Annotated in this window: 28 protein-coding genes; 6 read left to right on the top strand and 22 right to left on the bottom strand. The window is 68.0% G+C overall.

Going from position 1 to position 26,563, the window contains the following annotated elements; genetic code table 11:
• Window positions 1-68: 68 nt before the first annotated feature.
• The 15 genes from FSZ13_RS04020 to FSZ13_RS03955 all read right to left on the bottom strand — a co-directional run bounded on the left by FSZ13_RS04020 (window position 69) and on the right by FSZ13_RS03955 (window position 13,264).
• Window positions 69-734, bottom strand: a complete 666-nt coding sequence (locus tag FSZ13_RS04020) for an HvfX family Cu-binding RiPP maturation protein (protein WP_145478108.1) — start codon at window positions 732-734, stop codon at window positions 69-71.
• Between the two features lie 77 nt (window positions 735-811).
• Window positions 812-1,567: an HvfC family RiPP maturation protein gene (locus tag FSZ13_RS04015; RefSeq protein WP_145478107.1), complete on the bottom strand. Its 756-nt coding sequence runs from the start codon at window positions 1,565-1,567 to the stop codon at window positions 812-814.
• Window positions 1,564-2,445 carry an HvfB family MNIO-type RiPP peptide maturase gene (locus FSZ13_RS04010; protein WP_260844078.1) on the bottom strand — a complete coding sequence of 294 codons (882 nt, stop codon included), beginning with the start codon at window positions 2,443-2,445 and terminating at the stop codon, window positions 1,564-1,566. Before FSZ13_RS04010 ends, FSZ13_RS04015 begins: the two co-directional genes overlap by 4 nt.
• The gene (locus tag FSZ13_RS18705; protein WP_260844077.1) at window positions 2,432-2,776 is read right to left on the bottom strand and encodes an HvfA family oxazolone/thioamide-modified RiPP metallophore; all 345 of its coding nucleotides are present in this window, start codon (window positions 2,774-2,776) and stop codon (window positions 2,432-2,434) included. The genes FSZ13_RS04010 and FSZ13_RS18705 overlap by 14 nt, the downstream gene beginning before the upstream one ends.
• A gap of 78 nt (window positions 2,777-2,854) precedes the next feature.
• Window positions 2,855-3,364 (bottom strand): RNA polymerase sigma factor, encoded by a 510-nt coding sequence (locus FSZ13_RS04005; RefSeq protein WP_145478105.1) that lies wholly within the window; start codon window positions 3,362-3,364, stop codon window positions 2,855-2,857.
• 223 nt (window positions 3,365-3,587) lie between these two features.
• Window positions 3,588-3,929, bottom strand: coding sequence for an RcnB family protein (locus FSZ13_RS04000; protein WP_145478104.1), 342 nt, complete (start codon window positions 3,927-3,929; stop codon window positions 3,588-3,590).
• Window positions 3,930-4,059: 130 nt separating this feature from the next.
• Window positions 4,060-4,764, bottom strand: coding sequence for a phosphate signaling complex protein PhoU (phoU, locus tag FSZ13_RS03995; RefSeq protein WP_145478103.1), 705 nt, complete (start codon window positions 4,762-4,764; stop codon window positions 4,060-4,062).
• Between the two features lie 96 nt (window positions 4,765-4,860).
• The gene (gene pstB, locus FSZ13_RS03990) at window positions 4,861-5,691 is read right to left on the bottom strand and encodes a phosphate ABC transporter ATP-binding protein PstB (protein WP_145478539.1); all 831 of its coding nucleotides are present in this window, start codon (window positions 5,689-5,691) and stop codon (window positions 4,861-4,863) included.
• A gap of 19 nt (window positions 5,692-5,710) precedes the next feature.
• Complete coding sequence (gene pstA, locus FSZ13_RS03985; protein WP_145478102.1) at window positions 5,711-6,586, bottom strand: phosphate ABC transporter permease PstA; 876 nt, start codon at window positions 6,584-6,586, stop codon at window positions 5,711-5,713.
• A complete protein-coding gene (gene pstC, locus FSZ13_RS03980) occupies window positions 6,586-7,554 on the bottom strand; it encodes a phosphate ABC transporter permease subunit PstC (RefSeq protein WP_145478101.1) in 969 nt (322 codons plus the stop codon). The genes pstA and pstC overlap by 1 nt, the downstream gene beginning before the upstream one ends.
• A gap of 68 nt (window positions 7,555-7,622) precedes the next feature.
• Window positions 7,623-8,714, bottom strand: coding sequence for a phosphate ABC transporter substrate-binding protein PstS (gene pstS, locus FSZ13_RS03975; protein WP_145478100.1), 1,092 nt, complete (start codon window positions 8,712-8,714; stop codon window positions 7,623-7,625).
• A 694-nt stretch (window positions 8,715-9,408) separates the two neighbouring features.
• On the bottom strand, window positions 9,409-10,428 hold the full coding sequence (pstS, locus tag FSZ13_RS03970; RefSeq protein ID WP_145478099.1) for a phosphate ABC transporter substrate-binding protein PstS: 1,020 nt from the start codon (window positions 10,426-10,428) through the stop codon (window positions 9,409-9,411).
• Window positions 10,429-10,825: 397 nt separating this feature from the next.
• Window positions 10,826-12,037 carry an OprO/OprP family phosphate-selective porin gene (locus FSZ13_RS03965; RefSeq protein WP_186308831.1) on the bottom strand — a complete coding sequence of 404 codons (1,212 nt, stop codon included), beginning with the start codon at window positions 12,035-12,037 and terminating at the stop codon, window positions 10,826-10,828.
• 181 nt (window positions 12,038-12,218) lie between these two features.
• Entirely contained in the window at window positions 12,219-12,893 is a 675-nt protein-coding gene (gene nth / locus FSZ13_RS03960) for an endonuclease III (protein ID WP_145478098.1), read from the bottom strand.
• Window positions 12,893-13,264 carry a hypothetical protein gene (locus FSZ13_RS03955; protein ID WP_145478537.1) on the bottom strand — a complete coding sequence of 124 codons (372 nt, stop codon included), beginning with the start codon at window positions 13,262-13,264 and terminating at the stop codon, window positions 12,893-12,895. The genes nth and FSZ13_RS03955 overlap by 1 nt, the downstream gene beginning before the upstream one ends.
• 236 nt (window positions 13,265-13,500) lie before the next feature.
• On the opposite strand from FSZ13_RS03955, the gene FSZ13_RS03950 reads away from it, so the two are divergent.
• From FSZ13_RS03950 to FSZ13_RS03940, 3 genes are all read left to right on the top strand, one after another.
• Entirely contained in the window at window positions 13,501-14,202 is a 702-nt protein-coding gene (locus tag FSZ13_RS03950; protein ID WP_145478097.1) for an FKBP-type peptidyl-prolyl cis-trans isomerase N-terminal domain-containing protein, read from the top strand.
• Window positions 14,203-14,361: 159 nt separating this feature from the next.
• Window positions 14,362-15,144, top strand: coding sequence for a CoA pyrophosphatase (locus tag FSZ13_RS03945; protein WP_145478096.1), 783 nt, complete (start codon window positions 14,362-14,364; stop codon window positions 15,142-15,144).
• Window positions 15,141-16,049, top strand: a complete 909-nt coding sequence (locus tag FSZ13_RS03940) for a sulfurtransferase (RefSeq protein WP_145478095.1) — start codon at window positions 15,141-15,143, stop codon at window positions 16,047-16,049. The genes FSZ13_RS03945 and FSZ13_RS03940 overlap by 4 nt, the downstream gene beginning before the upstream one ends.
• 113 nt (window positions 16,050-16,162) lie before the next feature.
• Here FSZ13_RS03940 and FSZ13_RS03935 read toward each other — a convergent pair whose 3' ends face one another.
• Window positions 16,163-16,732: an N-acetylmuramoyl-L-alanine amidase gene (locus tag FSZ13_RS03935; RefSeq protein WP_145478094.1), complete on the bottom strand. Its 570-nt coding sequence runs from the start codon at window positions 16,730-16,732 to the stop codon at window positions 16,163-16,165.
• 57 nt (window positions 16,733-16,789) lie between these two features.
• On the opposite strand from FSZ13_RS03935, the gene FSZ13_RS03930 reads away from it, so the two are divergent.
• Window positions 16,790-17,320 carry a hypothetical protein gene (locus tag FSZ13_RS03930; RefSeq protein WP_145478093.1) on the top strand — a complete coding sequence of 177 codons (531 nt, stop codon included), beginning with the start codon at window positions 16,790-16,792 and terminating at the stop codon, window positions 17,318-17,320.
• Between the two features lie 206 nt (window positions 17,321-17,526).
• On the top strand, window positions 17,527-19,671 hold the full coding sequence (gene rlmKL / locus FSZ13_RS03925; RefSeq protein ID WP_145478092.1) for a bifunctional 23S rRNA (guanine(2069)-N(7))-methyltransferase RlmK/23S rRNA (guanine(2445)-N(2))-methyltransferase RlmL: 2,145 nt from the start codon (window positions 17,527-17,529) through the stop codon (window positions 19,669-19,671).
• Window positions 19,672-19,820: 149 nt separating this feature from the next.
• Here rlmKL and FSZ13_RS03920 read toward each other — a convergent pair whose 3' ends face one another.
• The 3 genes from FSZ13_RS03920 to FSZ13_RS03910 are packed head-to-tail and all read right to left on the bottom strand — an operon-like array spanning window position 19,821 to window position 22,101.
• Entirely contained in the window at window positions 19,821-20,150 is a 330-nt protein-coding gene (locus tag FSZ13_RS03920) for a DUF3325 domain-containing protein (RefSeq protein ID WP_145478091.1), read from the bottom strand.
• Entirely contained in the window at window positions 20,147-21,781 is a 1,635-nt protein-coding gene (locus FSZ13_RS03915; RefSeq protein WP_145478090.1) for a PepSY-associated TM helix domain-containing protein, read from the bottom strand. The genes FSZ13_RS03920 and FSZ13_RS03915 overlap by 4 nt, the downstream gene beginning before the upstream one ends.
• On the bottom strand, window positions 21,778-22,101 hold the full coding sequence (locus FSZ13_RS03910; RefSeq protein ID WP_428999964.1) for a DUF3649 domain-containing protein: 324 nt from the start codon (window positions 22,099-22,101) through the stop codon (window positions 21,778-21,780). Before FSZ13_RS03910 ends, FSZ13_RS03915 begins: the two co-directional genes overlap by 4 nt.
• Before the next feature lie 271 nt (window positions 22,102-22,372).
• On the opposite strand from FSZ13_RS03910, the gene FSZ13_RS03905 reads away from it, so the two are divergent.
• Window positions 22,373-23,608 carry an aminotransferase class V-fold PLP-dependent enzyme gene (locus FSZ13_RS03905; RefSeq protein WP_145478089.1) on the top strand — a complete coding sequence of 412 codons (1,236 nt, stop codon included), beginning with the start codon at window positions 22,373-22,375 and terminating at the stop codon, window positions 23,606-23,608.
• A 7-nt stretch (window positions 23,609-23,615) separates the two neighbouring features.
• Here FSZ13_RS03905 and FSZ13_RS03900 read toward each other — a convergent pair whose 3' ends face one another.
• The 3 genes from FSZ13_RS03900 to FSZ13_RS03890 form a co-directional block, all read right to left on the bottom strand.
• The gene (locus FSZ13_RS03900; RefSeq protein WP_145478088.1) at window positions 23,616-24,014 is read right to left on the bottom strand and encodes a hypothetical protein; all 399 of its coding nucleotides are present in this window, start codon (window positions 24,012-24,014) and stop codon (window positions 23,616-23,618) included.
• 155 nt (window positions 24,015-24,169) lie between these two features.
• Window positions 24,170-25,462, bottom strand: coding sequence for a DUF445 domain-containing protein (locus tag FSZ13_RS03895; protein WP_145478087.1), 1,293 nt, complete (start codon window positions 25,460-25,462; stop codon window positions 24,170-24,172).
• Window positions 25,463-25,644: 182 nt separating this feature from the next.
• Window positions 25,645-26,523 (bottom strand): plasmid replication/partition related protein, encoded by an 879-nt coding sequence (locus FSZ13_RS03890; RefSeq protein ID WP_145478086.1) that lies wholly within the window; start codon window positions 26,521-26,523, stop codon window positions 25,645-25,647.
• Between the last annotated feature and the right edge of the window lie 40 nt (window positions 26,524-26,563).

Raw genomic sequence — 26,563 nt, 5'->3', positions numbered from 1 at the left:
GCAGAGGGCACGTCTGCTGGGGCCGCGGGGGCAGCAGCCTGGGGGAGGTCGTCAGTCATCGCCGCAGTCTACCAGAGCGGTCCGACCGCCCCATGGCAGCGCTGCCATGCCGCCGCGGCCAGCAAAGCCGCACCCAGCGCCGCCAGTGCCAGCGCCGGCCCCGGCAGCAGCCAGCCCAGCGGTACCGCCGCTGCCAGTGCGAATCCGCCCCAGGCCAGCGCATCGGAATGCGCGCGCGCGGCGGGATGGCGCCGGGCCAGCCACGCATCCACGCTCAGGCGGCCGCCACCCTGCAGCAGCAGGGGCAGCAGCATCGCAACGAACAGCAGCGGCAGTTTGTAGTTGCCCTGGCCGCGGTCGCTGATCGCGTAGCCCTCGGCCAGCGCGGCCAGCGTGTCCCACTGCGCCGGCCAGTGCACGGCCGCCGTGGCCACCACGGTCAGCCCGATCAGCAGCGCGGCACTGGCGCGGGTGGCCACGCCCAGCAGCAGGCAGGCCCCGCCCAGCAGTTCCAGCCAGGTCGCGGCGTGCCAGTTCAGTGCCGACGGCAGCCAGCGCAGCGGCAGCGGGAAGTCGGCCTGCACGCTGTCGAACCAGTTCACGCCGCGCCACTTCTCGCGGCCGGATTCGATGTACTCCCACGCCAGCAGCAGGCGCAGGCCAAGCGGGGCGAGCCAGCGGCCGAGACCGTCCAGGCGGTCGCGCAGGGCAGTGGCAGGGAAGGGCAGGCGCATCGGAAACTCCGGAATCAGGGACGATGCGCTAGGGAGGGCCTGCCCGCCGCCGCGGATGCGCACGCCGGCCACGCGGTTCAGCGGGCAGTGGGCAACCCTGCCGGGCCTATCACCGCCGTGGCCAGCAACTGCGCCAGCAGGGCGTGCCCGGGCGCTTCAAGCGCGGCGGGGTCCAGGCCATGCGCGTGCGCCAGCTGCTGCAGATGCACGGCACCGCGACGCGCCGGCGCCTCGCCCACCTGCACCAGCAACGCCCAGGCCAGGGCGCTGAGCTGCGAAAACACGATGCTGCCGTCGGGCACCCGGCGCGCCATCAGGCAGGTGGGCTCCGGTGGAGGGTCGCTGGGCTGGTATGCGGCGCCGATCTGCTGCACCGGCCACCGATAGCGCAACGGCCAGGCCAGCGCCGAGCGCTGCAGCGGCACCTGCCACGGATCGCACGCCGTCTCCGCCGGTGGCAGCGGTCGGCCATCGCTGGCCTGAAGCGCCAGTTCCACCCATTCGTAGTGCGCCAGTTCGGCCAGGAACGGCCGTGGCAGCGCGGGCTGGTCCCGCAGCCACTGCACGAACTCGCCGGCGACCTCGGTGAACAGCGGTGACACGCAGCGGTGCTCGATGAAGTATCGCCGGCACAGGGCCTGCCATTCGGCGTCGTCCAGCACCTGCAGCAGGACCGGGAAACTGCCGCCAAGCAGGGACTGCAGGTTGTTGAACAGCAGGTCGCGGTAAACCTGCAGCCGGCGCGCGTCCAGGCCGGCCGGCGCCGGCGCGCTGTCCGGGTTGCGCAGGTGGCCGGTCAACGCCCATTGCTGGTCGCGCAGCGTGGCGCTCATGCCGCCGCTCCCGGCAGCAACGGTTGGCCGGCCAGGATGCGCCGCATCTGCTGCAGTTCCCCGCGCAGCTCGGCAAACGGCGGCAGGTTGAAATCGCGTTCAAGCAGTGCCGGTCGCGGACCGAACCGGTTCCGCGCATGCGCCAGCAGCGCCCACACCGGATCGATCACCGCGCTGCCGTGCGTATCGATCCTGAGACCGTCGGCCTCGTCGTGGTGGCCGGCCACGTGCAGGCACACGATGCGCGCGGCCGGCAGGCCATCGATGAAGGCGACCGGATCGTAACCGTGGTTGCCGGCGTTGACGTAGACGTTGTTCACGTCCAGCAGCAGGTCGCAGTCGGCCTCGTCCAGTACCGCACGGGTGAAGGCCAGTTCGCTCATCGCCGCGTGCGGGGTGAGGTAGGTCGACACATTCTCGACTGCGATGCGGCGCCCCAGCCGGTCCTGCACCTGGCGGATGCGACTGGACGCGTGCCGCACCGCTTCGTCGGTGAACGGCAGCGGCAGCAGGTCGTACAGGTGCCCGTCGTCGCTGCAGTAACTGAGGTGTTCGCTGTACAGGGCGACGTGGTGGGTGTCGAGGAAGCGCCGGACCTGGTCGACGAAGGCCAGGTCCAGCGGCGCACTGCCGCCGAGCGACAGCGACAAGCCGTGGCAGGTCAGCGGATAGCGCGCGCTGAGCCCGCGCAGCCGTTCGCCCAGCACGCCGCCGAGCCCGATCCAGTTCTCCGGCGCGCACTCGAGGAAGTCGACATCGCCGGGCAGCGCCTGCTCGAGGTCATCGAGCAGGCCGCGGCGCAGGCCAAGACCCACCGCCGTCGCCGGCAGCGACGGCGGATTCGGGTTCACGCCGCTGCGCAGGTCAGTGCCCGGCACCGCACTTGCCTTCGCCGCACTTGCCCTCGGCAGGCTTCTTCGCCGCCGGCTTGGCCGTGGCCTTGTCGGCACCGCACTTGCCTTCACCGCACTTGCCTTCGGCGGCCTTCTTGTCGGTGGCGTGCGGCTTGGCTTTATCGGCGCCACATTTGCCTTCGCCACACTTGCCTTCCGCGGCCTTGGCATCGGCCTTGGGCGCGGCCTGCGCTGCCAGTGCGTAGCCTTGCGCCAGGTCGGTCATCGACAGGGCCGATGCGGTACCGGCCAGGCCGAGGCCGCCGGCGAGCGCGGCGCAGGCCAGCAGGGAAGCGTGTTTGGTGGACAGGGTCATGGAGAAGCTCCTAGTAATGCCCGAGGGGGGCAGGGTGCAGCCAGGGAAGCATGCCGGATTGCCGGCACGCGGGGAACATCAGGCCAGGTATTCGCGCGCCATGACGCGGGCGCGGTGCAGCCGGGCCTTGATGGTTTCGGGGGTGGTGGACAGCTGCGCGGCCATTTCGGCGATGGACAGCCCTTCCAGGTCGCGCAGCAGGATCACCTCGCGGTAGTGCGCGGGCAGCGATTCCAGCGCGGCGGCGCAGTCGCGGCGCAGGTCCAGGTTGTCGCGCCGGGCGGGCGGCAGGATTTCCTCACGCAGTTCCTCGTGCCGCCACTGGCAGCGCGCTCGCTTGAGCCGGTTGCATTCGCGCTTGACGATGCGGAACGCCCACGAGGTGAAGCACTCGACCAGGCGCAGGTCGCACAGCCGCCGCGACACCGTGATCAGGCTTTCCTGGACCGCATCTTCAACGTCGTTGATGACGCAGTGGTACTCGGCATAGCGGCGCAGGTGCTGGCGCGAATGCCGCAGCACGCGGTCCAGCGCGGCGCGGTCGCCGCCGTGGGCGGCGGCAAGTTCGGTCTGGCAGAGGCTCTGCATGCGGTGCGGCGATCCTGTTCAACGTGGCACAGGATAAGAGCGCGGCCAGGGCAGGAAGGATGCGCGAGTGGCCGGTTCGAGACAGGGCCGATTCAGTGCAAACGGTGCGTCCGCGACAGCTTGGGTTGTTCGCGACAGCGGGCGACGATCCCGGGGCTGCCCCGAAACGCAGACGCGCCGGGAGGTCCCGGCGCGTCGAAGGTTATTGCGTGTCGCGGATGGCTTAACGCGCGTTGAGCACCACGTCCGCGATCAGGCCGCTGGCCACCGCGATCAACACATAGCGGTCATCTACCTTGCGCCACTGCTGGCCGCGCTTGGGCGCATGCAGGCCGTGGCGTCTGTAGTCGCTCACGTAGGCGCCGCGGTGGTCCTTGGCGAGGTGGCCGCCGCGACGCGGCGGATCGTGGCGATCATGCCCACGCGACGGGCCATGGTTGCGGTCATCGCGCTGGTCATGGCGGTCGCGGTGGTCGCGGTCATCATGGCGGGGCGGGGCCGCGAAGGCCGAACCGGTGGCGGCGAGCAGGGTCAACGACAGCGTGGCGGCGATGAGACGTTTCATGGTATGAACCCTCTGGAGCGGTGGGGTGGAACGCATGTCCAGAGTGGGATTTTTTTGCTGAATAGGGAATTAAAAAAGGCCGATACGCGGTATCGGCCTGTAACGGCGTGTAACGCCCGCTGCCCGCTTGCTACAGCTGTTCGGTGCTGGTCTCGTCGCGCTTCTCGCGCGGCGGCAGCGCCTGCTCGCCATGCACCAGGAACCACACGTTCTCGGCGATGTTGGTGGCGTGGTCGCCGACCCGCTCCAGGTTCTTGGCCATGAACAGCAGGTGGGTGCACGGGGTGATGTTGCGCGGGTCTTCCATCATGTAGGTCAGCAGCTCGCGGAACAACGCGGTGTACTGCGCGTCCAGGCGGGCATCGTCGTCGCGCAGGGCGAGCGCGGCATCGGCGTCGTTGTCGCGGTAAGCCTCGATGGCGCGGCGCACCTGCTGCGCGGCCAGGCGACCCAGGGCGCGCAGGCCCTGGATCTGCGGCAGCGGCGGCACCTTGCTGAGCGCGATGGAGCGCTTGGCCACGTTGGCCGCGTAGTCGCCGATGCGCTCGATGTCGGCCGGAATGCGCAGGCCGGCCAGGATCTCGCGCAGGTCGCGCGCCATCGGCCCGCGCAGCGCCAGGCGCATGACGTCATGGCTGATCTGCTGTTCAAGGCTGTCGATCGCTTCGTCGTTGGCAATGATGCGCTGCGCGGCGCTGTCGTCGCGGCGTTCGATCACGTCCAGCGCCGCTTCCAGCTGCGCCACGGACATTTCGCCCATGCGCACGATCTCGGCCACCAGCCGCTGCTGTTCTTCGTCGTAGCTCTTGACGATGTGGTCGTTCGGAATGTTCATGACGGTTCCCGTAAAGCCGGACACTGCCCGGCTGGATGGTTGCGGTAGAGCCAGGCCCTGCCTGGCTGCAATGCCTGGCGAAACGGCGGTAAAGGCTTACCCGAACCGCCCGGTGATGTAATCCTCGGTCTGCTGCTTGTTCGGCTGCGAGAAGATCACTTCGGTGCGGTCGTGTTCGATCAGGTCGCCCAGGTACATGAAGGCGGTGTAGTCGGACACGCGCGCGGCCTGCTGCATGTTGTGGGTGACGATCACGATGGTGTAATCGTGCTTGAGCTCTTCGACCAGCTGTTCGATGCGGCTGGTGGAGATCGGGTCCAGCGCCGAGGTCGGCTCGTCGAGCAGCAGCACGTCCGGGCGCAGCGCCACGGCACGGGCGATGCACAGGCGCTGCTGCTGGCCGCCGGACAGGCCCAACGCGCTCTGGTTGAGCTTGTCCTTGACCTCGTCCCACAGCGCGCCCTGGCGCAGGGCGTGCTCGACGCGGTCGTTCATGTCCGCCTTGGACAGCTTTTCGTGGTGGCGGATGCCGTAGGCCACGTTCTCGAAGATGGTCATCGGGAACGGCACCGGCTTCTGGAATACCATGCCGACCTTGCTGCGCAGGCGGTTCATCGGGTACTTGGGCGCGAGGATGTTCTCGCCGTCCAGCAGCACTTCGCCGCGGGCTTCCAGCTTGGGGTACAGCGCGTAGATGCGGTTGAAGACGCGCAGCAGGGTCGACTTGCCGCAACCGGAGGGCCCGATCAGCGCGGTGACGCGCTTTTCCGGAATCTCCAGGTTGATGTTCTTCAGCGCATGGAACTTGTCGTAGTAGAAGTCCAGTCCGCGGGCGGCAAGCTTGGTCGGCGCCGGGTTGCCCAGCGATTGGTGCGAGGTCGGCACCGCGATGCGCTGCATCGGCACGGCATTGGTGAGGTCGTTCATGGCGATATCCGCGGAAAGATCAGTCATGGGAGATGCGGTTGCGCAGCAGGATGCCGCGCGCGGAGAGGCTGACCAGCAGCACGAACAGGGTCAGCACCAGCGCGCCGGCCCAGGCCAGCGTCTGCCAGGATTCGTACGGGCTGCCGGCGAACTGGTTCATCACCACCGGCACGCTGGCCATCGGCTGGAACACGTTGCTGTTCCAGTACTGGTTGCCGAAGGCGGTGAATAGCAGCGGGGCGGTTTCGCCGGAGATGCGGGCCAGGGCCAGCAGGATGCCGGTGATGATGCCGGCGGCGGCGCTGCGGTACAGCACCTGCACGGTCACTTTCCACTGCGGGATACCGAGCGACAGCGCTGCTTCACGCATCTGCGAGGGCACCAGGCGCAGCATTTCGTCGGTGGTGCGCACCACCACCGGCAGCACGATGAAGGCCAGCGACAGCGCACCGGCAAAGGCCGAGAACTGCCCGCCGGTCTGCATCACGTACAGGGTGTAGACGAACAGGCCGAGCACGATCGACGGGGCCGAGAGCAGGATGTCGTTGACGAAGCGCACCACCGTGCCTGCCTTGCGGAAGTTGCCGTACTCGGCCAGCCAGGTGCCGGCCAGCACGCCCAGCGGGGTGCCGATGGCGATCGCCATCGCACACATCACCGCGCTGCCGAAGAAGGCATTGGCCAGGCCGCCTTCCTGCATGGGCGGCGGGGTCATCCGGGTGAACAGGTCCAGGTTGATCCCGGCCAGGCCCTTGGACGCCAGGGTGAGCAGGATCCAGCCGAGGAAGAACAGGCCGAACAGCGCGGTCAGGCACGACAGCAGCAGGGCGGTGATGTTGACGATGCGGCGGCGCAGGTAGAGCGGCTGCGGATTGGAAGCGACGGCGGTGGACATCAGTTGCCCTCCTTGCGGGACAGGCGCATCAGCATCAGGCGGGCGATTGCCAGCACCACGAAGGTCACGATGAACAGCACGAAGCCAAGCAGCAGCAGTGCCGAGCGATAGGTTTCAGTCGCTTCGCCGAAGTCGTTGGCGATCAGTGCGGCAATGGTCGTGCCCGGCTCCAGCAGCGATGGCGACAGGCGCACGCTGTTGCCGATCACGAACGCCACCGCCATGGTTTCACCGAGCGCACGGCCGAGGCCGAGGAAGATGCCGCCGATCACCGCCGAGCGGGTGTAGGGCAGCACGATGTCCCAGCTCACTTCCCACTTGGTCGAACCCAGCGCGTAGGCCGATTCCTTCAGGCGGGTAGGGACGGTCAGGAACACTTCGCGCATCACCGATGAGATGAACGGAATGACCATGATCGCCAGCACGAAGCCAGCGGTGAGTACGCCGATGCCGAGCGGCGGGCCCTGGAACAGCGGGCCGATGATCGGCCACTCGCCCAGGGTTTCGTTGAGGGTGGGGGTGACGTACTCGGTCATCACCGGCACCAGCACGAACAGGCCCCACATGCCGTAGATGATCGAGGGAATGCCGGCCAGCAGTTCGATGGCGGTACCGACCGGGCCACGCATCCAGCGCGGCGCCACTTCGGTGAGGAAGAAGGCAATGCCGAAGCTCACTGGCACGGCGATGATCATTGCGATCACCGCGGTGACCAGGGTGCCGTAGATCGGGGCCAGTGCACCGAACTTGTTTTCGACCGGATTCCAGTCGGAGGAATAGAAGAAGCTCAGGCCCTGCTCCTGCAGGGCATGGCGGCCGCCCCACAGCATCGAGAGCGCAGCGCAGGCCAGGGCGACCAGCACCAGGACAACGGTGGCGATCAGCACCCATCGGAACAGTTTGTCGTTGCGTGCATCACGCAGGTCGCGCGTGGAGGGTGCCGGTACAGGCTGGGCGATGGCATTCATGGGAAAGGCTGGGGCCCGAGGAGGATGTGGGGTGTGCCGGGCCCGCGTTGGACGCGGGCCCGGAGCTGTTACTTGAATTCAGCGGTCCAGTAGCCTTCGATCTGCTTCACCAGCTCGGCCGGCAGCGGCACGTAGTGCAGTTCGTTGGCCTGGGCCTGGCCGCTTTCGAAGGCCCACTTGAAGAACGCGAGGGTGTCCTTGCTGCGCTGGGCATCCTTGGGCTGCTTGTGCATCATCATGAAATTGGTGGCGGTGATCGGCCACGCCTGGTCGCCCGGGGCGTTGGTGATGACCAGGTTGAAGTCCTTGGCGCTGGCCCAGTCGGCGCTGGCGGCCGCGGCGGCGAAGGTGTCGGCGGTCGGCAGCACCCAGTTGCCGGCGGCGTTCTGCATGGACGCGTACGGCATGCCGTTCTGCAGCGCGTAGGCCAGTTCGACGTAGCCGATCGAGCCCTTGATCTGCTTCACGTACGAGGCCACGCCTTCGTTGCCCTTGCCACCCACGCCGTCCGGCCACTGCACCGAGGTGCCTTCACCGACCTTGCTCTTCCAGTCCGGGCTGACCTTGGACAGGTAGTTGGAGAAGTTGAAGGTGGTGCCCGAGCCGTCCGAACGGTGGACCAGGGTGATCTTGCCGTCGGGCAGCTTCACGCCCGGGTTGGCGGCGAGGATGGCCGGGTCGTTCCAGGTCTTGATCTTGCCCAGGAAGATGTCGGCCAGCAGCGGGCCGCTCAGGCGCAGCTTGCCGGCTTCCAGGCCGTCGATGTTGACCACCGGGACCACGCCGCCGATTGCCGACGGGAACTGGCCCAGGCCGGCCTGGGCCAGCTCTTCGCTGGACAGCGGCTTGTCGGATGAACCGAAATCGACCGTGCCGGCCTTGATCTGGGCGATACCGCCGCCCGAGCCGATCGACTGGTAATTGACCTTGGCGCCGGTGGCGGCGTTGTAGTCGGCCGACCACTTGGACACCAGCGGGAAGATGAAGGAGGCGCCGGCGCCGGAAATTTCGGCGGTCAGCTTGTCGCCGGCGGCCGGGGCTGCGGCGGGAGCGCCTTCTGCCGGGGCGGTAGCCTGGCCTTCGGCGGCCGGCTTGCAGGCGGACAGGCCCAGCGCGATGGCCAGGGAAAGGGCGGCGAAGCCGGCCGAATGCAGTTTCATGCGTCACTCCGTAGCGGGATGGGGTGCCGGGCTCGCCGGCTGACGCTGCTATGAAATGATGTTTTTGTTACAGCTTGATGACGCTGTGACCGGAGGCACGCCGGAGGCCCGTGGGGCAAGGGCTGGCGGGGGATCTACAGCGGCTGCCGGTGGATCGAGTGCCGGGGCGGCACACCCTTTCCGGCGAATGTCCCCCGGCGTCGGCCGTAGGCCGACACCTCCTCCTTTACTTCGCCTCCAAGGGTATGCCGCCCCGGCACTCGATCCACCGGCGTTGCCACGTGCTTCGGCTTTAGCTTGCGCGTGCCGGAAGACCTGCCCCGTCGCGGACGGCAGGCTCCTGGCAAAGTAAAGGAGGAGGGGGCGGCCGCAGGCCGACGCCGGGGGACATTTGCACAGGGGCCTGCCGGCCGCGGCGGGGCTCCCCACGCTCGCAGCGAAGTCGATCGAAGCCATTGCCCCACGCCTCTAAAAAAAAAAGCGCGGACCTTTCGATCCGCGCCGCTGGTGCCGCCAGGGGGAGAGAGGACCTGGCGACACCGTTGCTTCGTTGTGTACCGACCAACGGTCGGTACCTACCGGGTAGGTCACGACCATTGGTCGTGATGCACCAATACCGGGGTAGGTCACGACCATTGGTCGTGATGCACCAATACCGGGGTAGGTCACGACCGTTGGTCGTGACGCACCACGATCAATATTTCAGGTTCTGCGACCAGTAGGTCTCGATCTGCTTGACCAGGGCGTCCGGCAGCGGCACGTAGTCCAGCTGCTTGGCCTGGGCGTCACCGTTCTTGTAGATCCAGCGGAAGAATTCCTGGGCGGACTTGGCGCCGGCCGCGTTCTTCGGCTGCTTCTGCACCAGGATGAAGTTGGTGGCGGTGATCGGCCATGCTTCGGCACCCGGGGCATTGGTCATGACCAGGTAGAAGTCCTTGGCGTTCGCCCAGTCGGCGCTGGCGGCAGCGGCGGAGAACGATGCGTCGCTCGGCTGCACGACCTTGCCCGACGCGTTCTTCATCGCGGTGTAGGCCAGCTTGTTCTGCAGCGCGTAGGACAGTTCGACGTAGCCGATGCCGCCCTTGATCTGCTTCACGTAGGCGGCCACGCCTTCGTTGCCCTTGCCGCCGATGCCGGCCGGCCACTGGACCGAGGTGCCTTCACCGACCTTGCTTTTCCAGTCCGGGCTGACCTTGGACAGGTAGTTGACGAAGTTGAAGGTGGTGCCCGAGCCGTCGGAGCGGTGCACGATGGTGATCTTCTGGTTCGGCAGGGCGACGCCCGGGTTCAGGGCGGCAATCGCCGGATCGTTCCAGGTCTTGGTCTTGCCGAGGAAGATGTTGGCCAGGGTCGGGCCGTCCAGCTTCAGCTGCCCCGGGGTGATGCCCGGAACGTTGACCACCGGCACCACGCCGCCGATCACCGACGGGAACTGCGCCAAGCCGGCCGTGGCCAGCTCTTCCGGCTTCAGCGGGGCGTCGGAGGAGCCGAAGTCAACCGTCTTGGCCTTGATCTGGGCGATGCCGCCGCCCGAGCCGATCGACTGGTAATTGACCTTCTTGCCGGTGGCGGCGTTGTAATCGGCCGACCACTTGGACATGACCGGGTAGATGAACGATGCGCCCGCGCCGGTCACATCGGCGGCATTGGCGGCGAACACGGACGACGCGGCGAGGACGGCAACGGCGGCGCGCGACTTGAAGGCGTGGATCACGGGTGGCTCCTGGGATGGATGGTGGTGCGGGGTTTCCCGCCCGGTGCCTATTCCATAACGGTTCAATGACAGCGCGACGTCTGTCATATGACGGCCGCATGACATGGATGGCGGGTGGTTGCAGCCACGCAGGGCGTGGCTCTATGGGAGCGGGCGGAGCTTAGATGGTCGGTGGGTCCAGCCACGCAGGGCGTGGCTCTACGGACGCGCGGGGTCTGGTTGGTCGGTGGGTGCAGCCACGCAGGGCGTGGCTCTACGGTCCGCAGGTGGGCCCGGTAGGGTCGGTCGACAGACGACCGCCGTGAAATGTTCAACGCCCGGTAACGCATGGAAATGGAACCAAAAAAGGGCGCAGCCCAAGCTGCGCCCTCTCTCGATCAAACCGGTGCCGCGAGACTTACCAGAAGAACTGCAGGCGGGCTTCCAGGATGTTCGGGTCGTCGTTGACGAAGGTACGGCTGGCCGAGCTGTACTTCTTGCTGTCGACCATCACGTAGTTCAGCGCGAACTTGGTGTTGGAGCGCCAGTAGTAGTTCACGCCCACGGTCCAGATGTCCATCTTGCCACCCAGCACGCCGTCCACGATCGGCGGGCGACCGGCAACCGGGTTGGCGTTGAGATGACCGTCGTCCAGGTTCATCGAGTCGTAACGCGCACCCAGCTGCCACATGCCGCGGCCCGGCTCGTCCGGCAGGCCGGTGGTCGGCACGCCGCTCTTGTAGCCCCAGCTTTCACCGGTGATGTTCCACAGGCCGCTGACGTAGAAGCCGTCGCTGGTGTAGTTGTCGCGCGTCATGCGCTTGGCTTCGCTGGTGTAGTACTCGGCCTGGGCCTTGAACGGACCGCCGATGTACATCGCTTCGGCGCCGATGGTCTTGACCCGGTCGGTGTCGGTCATGTTGCCGCTGTCGACCAGGCGCGCGGTGGCCAGGTCGGCGTTCGGACGGGCGCGCACGCGCAGGGTGTCGGCGTCGGTGTCGTAGTCGACGTAGCTCAGGCCGAAGTGCAGGACCTGGCCCTTCTCATTGATCGGCGCCCAGGTGCCGCGCGCGCCATAGCCGCTGCCGTGGGCCAGGTTGCGGGTCAGTTCGCGACCGAACGCGCTGGCGGTGACCGACCAGTTGTTGTCGCCGAAGCTGTACGCGCCACCCAGGCGGCGGGCGACCGCGTAGGTGTTGGTGACCGCGGCCTTGGAGATGAAGTCGTTGTTCTTGGTGCTGGACAGCTCTTCCAGGCTGTTGGGCTGCTTGAACTGGCCCAGCTGCACGAAGTGGTTGGCGTTGCCGGCCAGCTTGTACTTGACGTTGGTGTCCAGGAACTTGTCGGCCTTGGCGTCGTAGCCGACCACCCATTCCACGTTGCCCGGGCCCTTGCCCTTCAGCACCAGCTCGGCGCGGCGCAGTTCGAATTCGCTGTCCTTGCCGTTGGCGGCATCGCCGCCATTGAGATCGGTCACATCGTTGTCGAACCAGTTGCCGTCGGCCTGGACCAGGCCTTCGAAGGTGATCTCCGAGCCGCCGATCACGTCGATGGCCACTTCAGCGTGGGCGGCCGGCACGAACAGCGCAGCAGCCACGGCCGCAGTGAGGAGTTGGCGATGCAGTTTCATGGAAAGGAGCCTTGCAGGCAGGTGGGAAGATGCTGCGCAGGCTAATAAGTGAAGATTGCGTAAATATGACAGTTTCAGGCAAAGCAGCCCCGGCCCCGGGGCAAGCTGTTGCTGGGGTTGCCAAAACTGCCCGAAACAGATGACTGCCCGGTTGCGCGCAGATGGCAGTGGCCGACGTGGCTCAGGCGACGGTCTTCTGTTTGAAGCGGCACAGGTCGCGGATCACGCACTGCGGGCAGTCCGGCCTGCGCGCCTTGCACACATAGCGACCGTGCAGGATCAGCCAATGATGCGCGTCGAGCAGGAACTCGCCCGGAATTACCTTGACCAGCAGGTCCTCGACGGCGCGCACGTCCTTGCCGGGCGCCAGGCCGGTGCGGTTGGCGACGCGGAAGATGTGCGTGTCCACCGCCATCACCGGCTCTCCGAAGGCCGTGTTGAGCACCACGTTCGCGGTCTTGCGACCGACCCCGGGCAACGCCTCCAGCGCTGCGCGGTCGCGCGGTACCTCACCGCCATGCTGCTCGACCAGCAGCCGGCACGTAGCGATCACATTCTTCGCCTTGGCGTTGAACAGGCCGATGGTGGCGATGTATTTCTTCAGGCCCTCTTCGCCGAGCGCCAGGATCGCCTGCGGCGTATTGGCGACCGGGAACAGTTTGCGCGTGGCCTTGTTGACCCCCACGTCGGTGGCCTGCGCGGACAGCGCCACGGCGACCAGCAGTTCGAACGGTGAGCTGTACTCCAGTTCGGTCTTCGGATGCGGATTGAGTTCGCGCAACCGCGTGAACATTTCAACGACGTCGGCCTTGGGCATGCGCGCGCTGCGCGGAGCGGCCTTTGCAACAGGGGTCATCAGGAAGGCTTTCCAGCAGCCCTGGCTTTGGCGCGCGCAAGAATCGCCGCAGCCGCAGGCGGCAGGGCCGGCTTCAGATCGGGAGTGGGGGCCGGCGGCGCGCGCCGCGCATCGCGTTCGGCCGCGCGGCGCGCAAGCCGCTGCGCGCGCTGGCGGTAACGGTCACGCGCGGCCCAGGCGCGGTGCAGCTGCTGCTGGGCCTGCAGCAGGCGGGCGGGCAGGTCCGGGTGGCCGGGCAGCAGGGCGTCGTCGCCCGGGCCGGGCACGTAGTCCATCAGGCCGGCTGCCAGCGCGGCGTCGAGATCATCCGCCAGTACCAGGCGCAGCAGGCGCGCCGGCGTGGGTCCGCCGACGTCACCTCCCTGAACCATGGGGAGGTTGACCCCGGGCGCCGGGATGGCACCATCGTCGTCAACGGTCAGGGGCGCGTCGGCCACGGCGGAAACTCCTGGTAAAACGTTAAAAAAAAGTGATTTTGAACTCTGGAAACGAAAGCAGGTCAAAGCCTCCGTCGTTAGTGGCGGTTCAACGTTGCGGCGGCTATCCTAACCCGTCGCCTCAGGGCGGCCCAATGCGTCCTGAGTTACCACCCCTGGAGAAACGTTTGATGAAGTTGCGTTCTATCGCGGTCGCCGTCGCGGCCCTGGCCTTGACGGGCAATGCCTTCGCCCAGGACACTTCGTCCGAAAAGGGCAAGCTGAGCTATTACTTCGGTTACGACTACGGCAACAACCTGGCTGAGCTCACCGGTCGCGGCGAACAGCTGGACATCAACTCGGTGGTGAAGGGCCTGCAGGATGCCTACGCCAAGAAGCAGCCCGCCATCACCGCCGAACAGCTGAAGCCGGCCGTCGAAGCCTTCCAGAAGCGTGAGCAGGGTCGTGCCGCTGCCGCCAAGGCCGAGTACGAAAAGGCTGCAGGCGAAAACAAGACCAAGAGCACCCAGTTCCTGACCGCCAACAAGGCCAAGGCCGGCGTGCAGGCGCTGCCGAGCGGCGTGCAGTACCGCATCATCGAAGCCGGTAAGGGCGCCAAGCCGACCCAGGCCAGCACCGTGCAGCTCGAAGTGGCCGGTCCGTACCCGTTCGGCCAGCGTCCGACCGAAGCCCGCCCGGCCCAGCAGATTCCGTCGATCAAGGTCAGCGAAGTCGAAATGAAGGCCATGCGCGAAGTCCTGCTGCAGATGCCGGCCGGTTCGAAGTGGGAAGTCACCCTGCCGCCGGAACAGGCCTACGGTGCCGACCCGCGCACCCCGTTCCCGCCGAACGTGGCCGTGCAGTTCGAAATCAAGCTGGTCAGCGTCAAATAAAGAAACACCGGAAACAACAAAACGCGCCGATGGCAACATCGGCGCGTTTTTTGTTTGCGACCCTGTAGCGCCGACCGTTGGTCGGCCCACGTGGCGCCGGAAAGCACTTATTCGCGTTACTGTTATCCCGTGCATTCCCTGGAAACCCCCTCCCATGCCATGCCCAGCCCCTGCATCGGAACCTGCGCGCTCGACCGCGCCGGCCTGTGTGGCGGCTGCCTGCGCAGCGTGGATGAAATCACCCGCTGGTCGACCATGACCCGACACGAACAAGATCATGTAATGCGGCAGGTGCTGCCGCTGCGCGAACAATTGCGGCAGTCGCTCGGCAGCGCAATGGCAACCCACGAACGCCTGCTGCGCGCCCTGCATCCGCTGGATGCACCGCCCGCCGGCGATGGCTGGAACCGCAGCGAGCTGGCCGACCTGCTGCCGCCAGGCCCGCCCGTGGAAGCGGCGGTGCTGGCCGGCATCATCCCGCGCGCCAGCGGCGCGCAGGTGCTGCTGACCCGGCGCACCGATACCCTGCGCCAGCACGGCGGCCAGGTCGGCTTCCCGGGCGGACGCCAGGAGCCGGACGACCGCGACGCGGTGGCCGCGGCGATCCGCGAAAGCAACGAAGAAATCGCCCTGCAGCACGACCAGGTGCAGGTGCTGGGCTACCTGGACCCGTTCGTGACCATCACCGGTTACCGGGTAATGCCGGTGGTGGCGGTGATCGACCCGGCCTTCGTGGCCGTGCCGCAGCCGGACGAAGTGGCCGAAGTGTTCGAAGTCCCGTTCGATTACCTGATGGACCCGGCCAACCTGCACCAGGTCGAGATCGACCACCGCGGGCGGATCCGCCACGTGCTCGAATACGGCTGGCCCGGGCAGCGCATCTGGGGCGCGACCGCGGCCATTCTCTACAACCTGCGCCGTCGCCTGGAGCAAACCCAATGACTGCTGCGAAGCTGGAACCGTGGACCACCCTGGTCGACGTTACGACGCTGTCCCACGCGCTGGGCGGCGACAGCACCCGCCTGCTGGACGCGCGCGCCACCGCCAGTGCCGCACCGCGCCTGCTGGATGCGCGTTTTTCGCTGGCCGATCCGCAGTCGGGTGCGCAGGCTTACGCGCAGGGCCATCTTCCGGGCGCGCTGCAGGCCGACCTCAACCGCGACCTGGCCGACATGCACGTGGTCGGACGTGGCCGCCACCCGCTGCCCGACAGTGACGCGTTCGCGGCCACGCTGGGCCGGTGGGGGATTGGTCCGCAGACCCAGGTGGTGGTGTACGACGGCGGCGACGGCAGCATGGCCGCCGCGCGTGCGTGGTGGCTGCTGCGGCTGATCGGCCACACTCGGGTCGCGGTCCTCGATGGCGGCGTGGCGGCCTGGCAGGCCGCCGGGCTGCCGTTGACCACCGACGTGCCGGAGGTGGCGCCCCTGCCGGCGTACCCCGGTCACTTCGATCCCGAGCAGATCGCCTCGGTCGATGAAGTAGCTGCGCGCGTTAAGCATGCACCGGGCTGGTTGTTGGATGCGCGCGCTGGCGAGCGCTTCCGCGGCGAAGTAGAGCCGCTCGATCCGGTCGCCGGGCATGTGCCCGGCGCGGTGAACCGGCCCTTTGCGTTGAATGTCCATGACGGCCGGTTGCGCTCCGCCGGCGAGCTGCAGGCCGCGTTGCGCCCGCTGATCGGCCCGCACGATCCCCGGCAGGTGGTGCTGATGTGCGGCTCGGGCGTGACCGCCTGCCACCTGCTGCTGGCCATGGAAGTGGCCGGCCTGCACGGTGCGCGGATCTACCCGGATTCCTGGAGCGGGTGGGTCAGCGATTCAAGCCGACCGGTCGCGACCGGCGCCTGATCGGCCGCCACCCAAGGCGTCAACGAATGGCGCAGGTAGAGCGGACTGTCAGTCCGCTGCTCTCCGCGTCGACCGCAGGCTGCACGCCAACGGCAGCGGACTGACAGTCCGCTCTACCCCCGCAGCGGACTCAGCGTCACCGCCGCCAGCACCCGGGGCCACGGGAACAGCGGGCCCGGGTCGCGCTTGCGCGCTACGCGCCGGTCCGGATCGTCGCTGGCCACTTCTTCCCGGGTGTCCAGCGCTTCATGCCCGGCGATGTGGCGCAGGCCGGGCAGGGTGGCGCACAGGTGCTGCAGCAGGTCGATCAACGCGTCGATCTGCGGGTCGGGATACGGCTCGTCCATGGCCTGGTGGCGCGAGTCCAGCCAGTGCGGGTAGCGGCCGGTGTTGACCAGCTCGATGCCGATCGAGCGCGGGTTGTAGCCGCTGACATGGTGGGCGATCCGGTGCACCGGCACGTACTCCACGATGCTGCCGTCGCGGTCGATGTAATAGTGCCCGCTGTTGCCGCTGCCACTGTCGTACAGCACGCGTTCGCCGTAGCTGCGCGCCATGGCCAGGTCGGGTAGTTCGGTGCAGTGGATCACCACCAGATCGACGTCGGCCGGCGCGCGCTCGCCCAGCTGCGCCACGTAGGGCAGCGGCTGCGAATCGATGCGGGGCGGGGCGCGGTCGGGCATGCGCCGATGCTAGCATTCAGGCATGAACGCTTACATCGATTTCCGGTCGGTGGCCGCATGAGCCGCGGCCACTGCATCCTGTCCCATGGCTTTGAAAGCGGTCCCGACGCCACCAAGGTCACCGCCCTGGCCGAGGTCGCCGAGCGCCTGGGCTGGACCCACGAACGCCCCGACTACACCGATCTGGACGCCCTGCGCGAGGTCAGCAGCGTCGGCGATGTACGCGCCCGCCTGCAGCGGCTGGTCGAGCGCGCCGGCGTTGCCGCCGCGAAGGGCCCGGTGGTGCTGGCAGGTTCGTCGCTGGGCGCCTACATCTCGGCCATCGCCTCGCTGCAGGTGCCGACCCGGGGCCTGTTCCTGATGGTGCCGCCGACCCGGATGGGACCGATGCCGGCGCTGGATGCCGCTCGCGTGCCGACCAGCGTGGTGCACGCCTGGCACGACGAACTGATTCCCGCCGCCGATGTGATCGCGTGGGCGCAGGCGCGCTCGGCGCGGCTGCTGCTGGTGGATGACGGCCATCGCCTGAACAACCACGTGGACGCCTCGGCGCAGGCCTTCGAGGCCCTGCTGGCCACCCTCCCGTAGAGCGGGGCTCTGCCCCGCTGCGTGTTGCCCGGTAGAGCGGGGCTCTGCCCCGCTGCATTGCCATGGCCGATGGCACAGCCGGGCATAGCCCGGCTCTACGCGGCCGCGCGGCCCGGTCACGTACAATGCGGGGTCTGGCGCCTGCGCCCGGGCCGCCTGCGGCGCCCGTGGGCACCCCCTCCCTGCTGACCTGCGATACCGATCCCGTGAAATTCTTTGTTTCCTGCGCCAAGGGCCTGGAGTACCTGCTCGCCGACGAACTGCTGGCGCTGGGCCTGCCCCGGGCCACCGCCACCATTTCCGGCGTCAATGCCGAGGGCGAGCTGCCGCAGGCGCTGAAGGTGGTGCTGTGGTCGCGCCTGGCCAGCCGGGTGCTGTGGCCGCTGGCCGAATTCGACTGCCCCGACGAGGGATCGCTGTACCAAGGCGTGTCGTCGATGCCGTGGCACCAGCACATCAGCCCGGAGCTGACCCTGTCGGTGGACGCGCATGTCTCCGGTACCGAGATCACCCACGCGCGCTTCGCCGCGCAGCGGGTCAAGGACGGCGTGGTGGACAGCCTGCGCGCGCAGGGCCTGGAGCGGCCGTCGGTGAACACCGAGTTCCCGGACGTGCGCATCAACCTGTCGCTGCGCAAGGGTCGTGCCTCGATCTCGATCGACCTCGGCGGCGGTCCGATGCACCGGCGCGGGTGGCGCATGGCGCAGAACGAAGCCCCGCTGAAGGAGAACCTGGCCGCGGCGGTGCTGATGAGGGCCAACTGGCCCAAGATCCATGCTGAAGGCGGTGGCCTGCTCGACCCCATGTGCGGCAGCGGCACGCTGCTGATCGAGGGCGCGTTGATGGCGGCCGATGTGGCCCCGGGCCTGCAGCGCCATGGCAGCATTCCGCCGAGCCGCTGGCTGGGCTTTGATCGTGATGCCTGGAACGCCCTGATGGCCGACGCGCGCACCCGCGAGCAGGCCGGGCGCGCCGCGCTCAAGCAGGTCATCCACGGCAGCGACATCGACCCGCATGCGATCCGCGCGGCGAAGGAGAACGCCGAAACCGCCGGTGTCGCCGAGGCGATCTGGTTCGGCGTGCGCGACGTGGCCGACGTGCAGGTGCCGCCGCAGGAAACCGGCTGCGTGGTGTGCAATCCTCCCTATGACGAACGCCTGGCAGCCGACGCGGTGCTGTACCGCCGCCTCGGCGATGCGCTCAAGCGCGCGGTGCCGCAGTGGCGCGCCAGCCTGCTGTGCGGCAGCGCCGAACTGGCCTTCGCCACCGGCCTGCGCGCGAACAAGAAGTACCAGCTGTTCAACGGCGCCATCGAGTGCGCGTTGATCGTGTGCGATCCCATTGCCGTGCCGCAGCGTGAGAACGCAGGCCAGCCGCGCGAACTCAGCGAGGGCGCGCAGATGGTAGCCAACCGGCTGCGCAAGAACATCCGCAAGTTCAAGACCTGGAAGGCGCGCGAGCAGGTCACCTGCTACCGCGTGTATGACGCCGACCTGCCCGAGTACGCCGCGGCCATCGACGTCTACCAGGAAGATGGCGGCGCCGGCCGCACCTTCCTGCACGTGCAGGAATACGCCGCGCCGGCCACCATCCCCGACGTCGACGTACGCCGTCGCCGCAATGAGCTGCTGTCGGCTGCGCGCGAGGTGTTCCAGGTGCCGGCCGAGCAGGTGGCGCTGAAGTCGCGCGAGCGCGGCAAGGGCGGCAGCAAGTACGGCCGCTTCGAGCAGCGTGGCGAGTTCGTGCTGGTGCGCGAGAACGACGCGCTGCTGCGGGTGAACCTGTTCGACTACCTCGACACCGGCCTGTTCCTGGACCACCGCCCGCTGCGCTGGCACATGGCCAGGGAAGCGCAGGGCAAGCGCTTCCTCAACCTGTTCTGCTACACCGGCGTGGCCAGCGTGCAGGCGGCGGTGGCGGGTGCGGCGTCCACGACCAGCGTGGACCTGTCCGGCACCTACCTGCAGTGGTGTGCCGACAACCTGGCACTGAACGGCAAGGGCGGCAGCCAGCACCAGCTGATCCAGGCCGATGCGCTGGCCTGGCTGGAAGCCGAGCGGCACCGTTTCGACGTGATCTTCTGCGATCCGCCGACCTTCTCCAACTCCGCCCGCGCCGAGGATTTCGACGTGCAGCGCGAGCATGTGCGGCTGCTGCGGGCCGCCGTGGCGCGGTTGAGCCCGGAAGGGGTGCTGTATTTCTCCAACAACTTCCGCCGCTTCAAGCTGGACGAAGAAGCGATCAAGGAATTTGCCGAGTGCCGTGAAATTTCCGCCGACACCATCGGCGAGGATTTCGAACGCAACCCGCGCATCCACCGCGCCTGGGAGCTCCGGCGCTACGGCGCCTGATCGAAGCGTGCCGACCAACGGTCGGCACCTACCATCTGTCACCGTGCCGACCAACGGTCGGCACCTACCCATCTGTCACCGTGCCGACCAACGGTCGGCACCGATCGTCGCGGTAGGCCACGACCGTTGGTCGTGGCATGCGTCGGGCGCTAGAGCGCGGCTGCGGCCAGCCCCAGTACCGGCAGCGCCCAGGCCAGCGGCGCGATCCAGCGCGGCCGCCACGGGTACAGTCCGAAGGCGATCAGCAGGCCGCTGATCGTCATCGCGCCCAGCCACAGCACCGGGCCGGCGGCCCAGCCGTGGTCGGCCACGCAGATGCCGAACGCGGTCGCCAGCAATGTCCAACCCAGCCAACGCCACAGCCGCATGCGCGCGGGGCCGGCGTGCGCCTTGCCGTGCAGGTCGAGCTGGTGCTTTTCCATCGCCAGCGACAGTGCGGTGAACGCAGAAAAGTTCAATGTGAGCGCCAGCAGCATCATGCGCTGGCCTCGGCGGTATTCGCGGTGGCGGCAAGGGCAGCGGCTTGGCGCCGCTTCTTCTCGGCCGCGCTCAGCGCAGGCTGCCAACGCTGCATGCGCAGGCCGCAGTACGCCAGCATCGCGCCGAAGGCGAGCATCACCAGGTCGAACCCGGCCAGCGCCCAGTCGCCGGTGCGCAGGGTTACGCCCAGATGTGCATCGGTGGTGAGCACATTGATCACGGGGATCAGAGCGAACAAGGCCGCACCCAGGTAAAGCTGCCAGGCCCACATCAACCGCTTGGGCCAGAGGAAGGCCGCCAGCAGGGCGGCGCCCCAGGCATAGAAGAACACGCTGGCTTCTGCGTCGGCGCGTTCCGCCATTTCCAGCGGCAGCAACCGGTTACCCCAGAAGTACGCGGCAAACGCGATCGGCAGGCCGGCCACGGCGCCGATGTTGAGCGCATCCACCAGCCGCAGGCCGAAGCCGATCCTGCCGGCCTTGGCGTGCTTGGGGCGCTCCTTGACCGCCCACAGCACCACGCCGCTGGCCACCATCAGGCAGCCGACCAGCCCGGACAGGAAGAACAGCGCGCGCAGGCCCCAGTCGGCGAATCGCGCCAGGTGCAGGCCATACATCACCCCGCGGGTATGGGTGGCGCCGCCCGGCACGGGGCTGGTGTCCACCAGCGCACCGGTCACCGCGCTGTAGCGCAGCGACGGCGTGTCGATCGACAACCGATTGCCGTCGCGCTGGTAGATGTCGATCACGGCGTTGCCCGCGCCGGGATGGAACACGGTGAAGCCGCTGACCCCTGCACCCTTCCATTCGGCCCGCGCGCTGTCCAGCAACTGCTGGATCGGCAGCGCCGCAGCGCGCCCTTCGGCGGGGTCGGCGGGATCGGCCAGGCGCGCGAAGGCCTCGCTGAAGAACGCGTCCTCGTCCTTGGGATAGGCCACGCTCACCCCTTGCGGCAGGTACATGAACATCAGCGTGACAATGCCGGTGTAGGTGATCATGGCGTGGTAGGGCAGGGCCATCACCGCGCTGACGTTGTGGAAATCCAGCCACGATCGCAGCCCCTTTTCGGGCCGGAACGTGAAGAAGTCCTTGAAGATCTTCTTGTGGGTGATCACCCCGGTGATGATCGCCACCAGCATGAACATCGCGCAGAACCCCACCAGGTAACGCGCCCACAGCACCGGGATGTAGTGCAGGTCGAAATGCAGGCGGTAGAAGAAATCGCCGCCGCGGGTTTCGCGCGCCGCCACTTCCTCGCCACTGGCGGGGTCCACCGTGGCGTCGCCGAAGCGGCCGCCGCCGCGCCGGCGCTTTTCGCCCTCCACGGGCGGCTTCACCATCGACTCGGGATTGCGCCAGAACATGCGCATGGCCGGGTTGCGCGGATCGGGCAGGGTCACGTTCCAGCTTTCGGCCTGCGGCGCCTTGTGCTGCAGGAACGCGATGGCGCGCGCGGCGGCAACCTCGTTGTCGACGCTGCTGCGCGGCAGCTCCGGGCGCATCCAGCGGCTGATTTCCTCGCGGTAATAGCTGGCGGTACCGGCCATGAAGATCAGCAGCAGCAGCCAGCCAACCAGCAGTCCGGTCCAGGTATGCAACCAGGCCATGGACTGGCGGAATCCGTTCTTCATGCGCGTGCTCCCATGGCCAGCGTGCCCAGCCAGAGCAGCGCGGTGGGCACGCCGATGCCGATCCATGCACGCAGGGCAGAGCGGGTGGCGAACGCCCACAGGGCGGCGCACGCGCACAGCACGATCGCCACCAGCATGCCGGTCAGCACGGCCTGCGCGCGTGCGATCGGCAGCGCCACGGCGAAGAACATCGCGCAGGTCGCGGCCAGTGCGTAGCCACCGACGATGGCGGCCAGCGAGCGCGACAGGACGCCCAGCCAGGGGCGGGAGAGGAATCCACCGAAGCGGGCGGAGCCGCTGCCAATTGGCGTGCTGTCCACGAAAACCTGCAATGTCGGATCGAACAACGGACATCACCGGCCGCAGCCGGTGACAGGAGAGGGTGGCCATCCTTGGCCAAGCCGCCGCACGGGGCGGGGTATCCCTGGAGATCATGGCCAACCCGGCGCGCGCTTCGGCGCTGCCATCAGGCGCTCCGAACGCACCAGGAGGACATTCAATGCGGGAATGATAGTCATTATCATTGGCTGCGGCAAGATCAGGAGGCGCAGCGTTACCGGGTCTTGCCACGGTGGCTGCAATACTCGGCGCATGGACAACCACGATGCATCCGGCCTCGCCAACGTGAGGCTTCCCGATCCCGGTGGGCGCAGCCCGGCCGAACTGGCAGCCGACGAGCACTGGTGGGCGCAGGTCGCCGCGCAGTACGACCTCACCGACGAGGTGGTCATGCTCGACAATGGCTACTGGGGTTCGATGGCACGTCCGGTGTTGCAGGCCTTCCAGCAGGCCGCCGCGCTGGCGAACCGCGACAATGCCTGGTTCGGCCGGCGCGCGTTCCCTCCGCTGTTTGAACAGGCGCGGGCACGACTGGCCGAGGCGCTCGGCGTGGACAGCAACGAGATCGCGTTGACGCGGGGCGCGACCGAGGCGATGCAGATACTGATCGGGGGCTACCGCGGCCTGTCGCCGGGCGACACGGTGCTGTATGCGGACACCGACCATGACAGCGTCATCGCGGCGATGCACTGGCTGCAGGAACGGCGGGGGGTGCAGGCCCGGAGCATCGCACTGCCCGAGCCCTTCGATCACGACGCCATTGTCGACGCTTACCGGCAGGCGCTGGCGCGTTACCCGCGCACGCGCGTGCTGCTGCTCACCCAGGTCAGCCATCGTCACGGCCTGCTGTTACCGGTGGCCGAGATCAGCGCGTTGGCCCGTGCCGCCGGCGCGGATGTGGTGCTGGATGCCGCGCATGGCATCGGCCAGGTCGATACCCCGTTGCGCGAACTGGACGTGGACTTCATCGGCATCAACCTGCACAAATGGATCGGCGCGCCGGTGGGGGCCGGGGCGGTCTACATCCGCCAAGGTCGGCTGCACGACATCGATCCCTACATGGGCGAGGCCGACACCGACGTCATCGATTCGCGCGTGCATACCGGCACGGTCAATTTCGCGACGTTCCTGGCGTTGCCGCTCGCGCTGGAATTGCACGAGCGGATCGGCGTGGCCAACAAGCGTGCGCGCCTGTTGCGCCTGCGCAACCAGTGGCTGGATGCGCTGCGCGACGACCCACGCGTGCAGCTGCTGGCCTCATCCGACCCGCGCCTGTCCAGCGCCATCGCCGCATTCCGCCTGCGCGGCCAGCACGGCATGGCGGCCAACACCGCCACCGCCGAGCGCATGCTGCGGCAGTCGCGCGTGTTCGTGCTGGCCCGCGACGGCCTGGCCTCCGGCGCCTGCATCCGCGCCACCCCGGGCATCTTCAGCACCCCGGCGCAGATGCAGGCGCTGGTGGAAGCGGTGCGGGCGGTGGCGGGGTAGATGGAGTTCAGCGCGAAGAACAGGCCTTGGCGATCTGGTCGTTGATGTGCTCGGGGGGCGCGCGGCCGAACGCCTCGCTGAAGTCCCGTCGTGAGCGCAGTTCCTGGCACTGTTCCGGATCGGCGGCGCCGTCGATCACTGTGCCGCGCACCGGCGGCTGGCCACGGCCGGCGTCGGCCTGCATGCGGCGGCGGGCATCGTAAAGCTCGCGCTGGGCGCGGGTGCGCTCTTCCCAGCTCAGGTTCGGGTCCCGGGTGATCGGCCGGGTCACCCCGGTGTCGTGTTCGGGCGCGCAGGGCACGGTCTGGTAGGCGGTCTGGCCGCCCACCGCGCACTTGTACACGCGCCCGGCATGGGCATTGCAGGCCAGCGCGCACAGCGCCAACGTCACGATCGTCCTTCGCATGGTTCCCCCCGCGGGCCACTCCAGCCCTGAATGCGCGGCAGAATACGCGAACCACATCGCAGTTTCACCCGGGCAAACTGTCAACCATCCGCCCGGTCGTGACCGGGCGGATGGGATGCCGATACCGGTAGGTCACGACCGTTGGTCGTGACGAACTACCACTGCATCCACACCGTCAGCGCGTGCAGCAGCAACCCGATCAGACCGCCCACCAGGGTCCCGTTGAAACGGATGAACTGCAGGTCGCGGCCGACGCTCAGCTCCAGCTGCTCCACCAGGTGGCGTTCGTCCCAGCCCTTCACAGTCTGCGCGATGTGGGTGGTCACGCCCTCGCGCAGGCGGCTGGTCAGGCGCTCGGCGCCGTCCATCAGGTGCTGGTTCAAAGCCTCGCGCAACGAGGGGTCGTCCTGCAGCGCGCGGCCGACCTTGCCCAGGCTGCGCTGCAGGTGGCCGCCCAGTGCCGAGTCGGCGCTGGACAGGTCGGCGCGCAGGCTGGCATGGATGCGCGCCCACAGCCCCTGCACATACTCCTGCACGGCCGGGTGGTCGATCACGTGCTGCTTGAGCTGCTCGACCTTTTCGGCCAGCGCCGGATCATGGCGCAGGCGCTGGATGTAGTCGGCCAGCCACACCTCGTAATCCCTGCGCAGCGGGTGCTCCGGTTCGGCCAGGATCTGCTGCAGTTCGGCCAGCACCGCATGCGCCATGCGCTCGGCCAGGCTGTCGCCGATCTCGTCGATCGGCTTGACCCAGTTCACCGTGCTGGCCAGCTTCGGCCATTCGCGCTGGATGTAGCGCACGATCAGCTCGGACGCGCGCTGTCGCACGGCCTCGTTATCCATCCACTGGCTGATCCGGGTCAGGCCTTCGTCGAGCACCCGCTGGTGGCGGTTGTCGGCGGTGAGCAGGCCCAGCAGCTCGCCGGCGGTGGCGGCCGCATTCCACTGCCGCAGCTGTTCGACCACGAAACCCTGGATGCTGCGCCGGACGGCGGCCTCGTCGAGGAAATCCAGCGCCTGCAGGGCCCAGCCGCGGGCCATGTCGGCGAGCATCTTCGAGCGTTCCGGGTCGGCCAGCCAGCTGCCGAGCCGGCTGGCCGGATCGAAGACCTGCAACCGCGCAAGCAACGCCTGCGGCTCCAGGAACTGGTCGCGCACGAACACGGCCAGGCTGTCGGCGATGCGTTCCTTGCTGTGCGGGATGATCGCGGTATGCGGAATCGGCAGCCCCAGCGGGCGCCGGAACAGCGCGACCACCGCGAACCAGTCAGCCAGTGCACCCACCGCCGCGGCTTCGCAGAACGCGGACACCCAGGCCCAGATGCCGCGTTCGCCGTTGAGGTGGCTGACCACGAAGCCGACCAGCATGGCCAGCAGCATGGCCAGGGCAATGGCTTTGAGGCGGCGCAGCTGGGCGCGGCGGGGGTCAACCGATGGCGTGCTGTTCATCCCGGCAGTCTATCCGTCTGGATGCGAACACTGGGTGCTTGAGGCCCCCTGAGTCAGGGGGCAGCCGCGAAGCGGCGGGGGTTTGGGTGCAAAATTGCGAAGCCCGCGGTTTGCAAAGCAAATCGTGGGGCGGCAGCGCGCAGGCGATGACGCGCACCCCGGCCGTTGGCCGGCTACGCGGATCAGGGCGATTCGCTGACCTGCCGGCGAAGTGCCGCCAACTGGCCGCGCAGTGCGTCGTTTTCCAGCGTCAGCGCCACCACCCGCTGGCGCAGTTCGGCCGGGCCTTCGCCCAGCGCGTCGAGCGCCTCGGCGATCTCCGCTTCGCGGCTGGGGTGGACCTCCAGCCCGGTATCGGCGTCGTGCAGCACCTCCTGCGCCGGTTTGCGCGGCTTGCGCCGGGCATCGCGCACACGCTTGGCGGCCTGCTTCAGCTCATCCTTGCCCGCCACCGCAGCCGCGCGTTGTTCCTCTTCCGGCAGGTCGGCCACCGCCGCCGCCGCACTGATCGAGATCACCCCGCTCCTTACCGCCTCCACCAGTTCCGGCGCGGCCCGCTTGTGGATGCGTTCGATCATCGTCACCTGGTTGCTGCTGAGCCGCGCTTCACGCGCCATCTCGGCACGGCTGACCTTCGGTGCCGGCGCCCACGGCGGGCTGTCCTCATCCCCCTCGGGCGTGGCGTCGGCGATCTCGCCGTCGCTTTCGCGCTGCAGCTGGGCCTGCTCGATGCGGTGGCGCTCGGCCAGGATGTCGCGCTTGCGCAGCGCCAGCACACCGCGCTGGAAGTCGGACACGCTGCGCCGGCCCAGGTGCTGTTCGATCATCCAAAGGTGCACGTCGTCCATCGACTGGAAGCGGGTGTTCTGCACCGTCTGGAACGGCAGGCCGTGCTTCTGGCAGATGCCATAGCGGTTGTGGCCGTCCACCAGCACGTCGTTCCACAACACCAGCGCATCGCGGCAGCCCTCGGCCAGGATGCTGCGCTCCAGCGCCTCGTGCTCGTCGGCGGTCAGCGGGTCGATGTAGGCCTTGAGTTCTTCTTTGACGACGATTTCCATGCAATCGGGTACGCAGGCGGGACGTGACCGACCATTGTAC

Origin of the sequence: Stenotrophomonas rhizophila, assembly GCF_007667275.1 — a bacterium.
In the GTDB taxonomy this organism is placed as follows: Bacteria; Pseudomonadota; Gammaproteobacteria; order Xanthomonadales; family Xanthomonadaceae; genus Stenotrophomonas; species Stenotrophomonas maltophilia_AE.
Note: the sequence above shows the minus strand (reverse complement) of the source record. Positions and strands in the feature narration are given on the sequence as shown.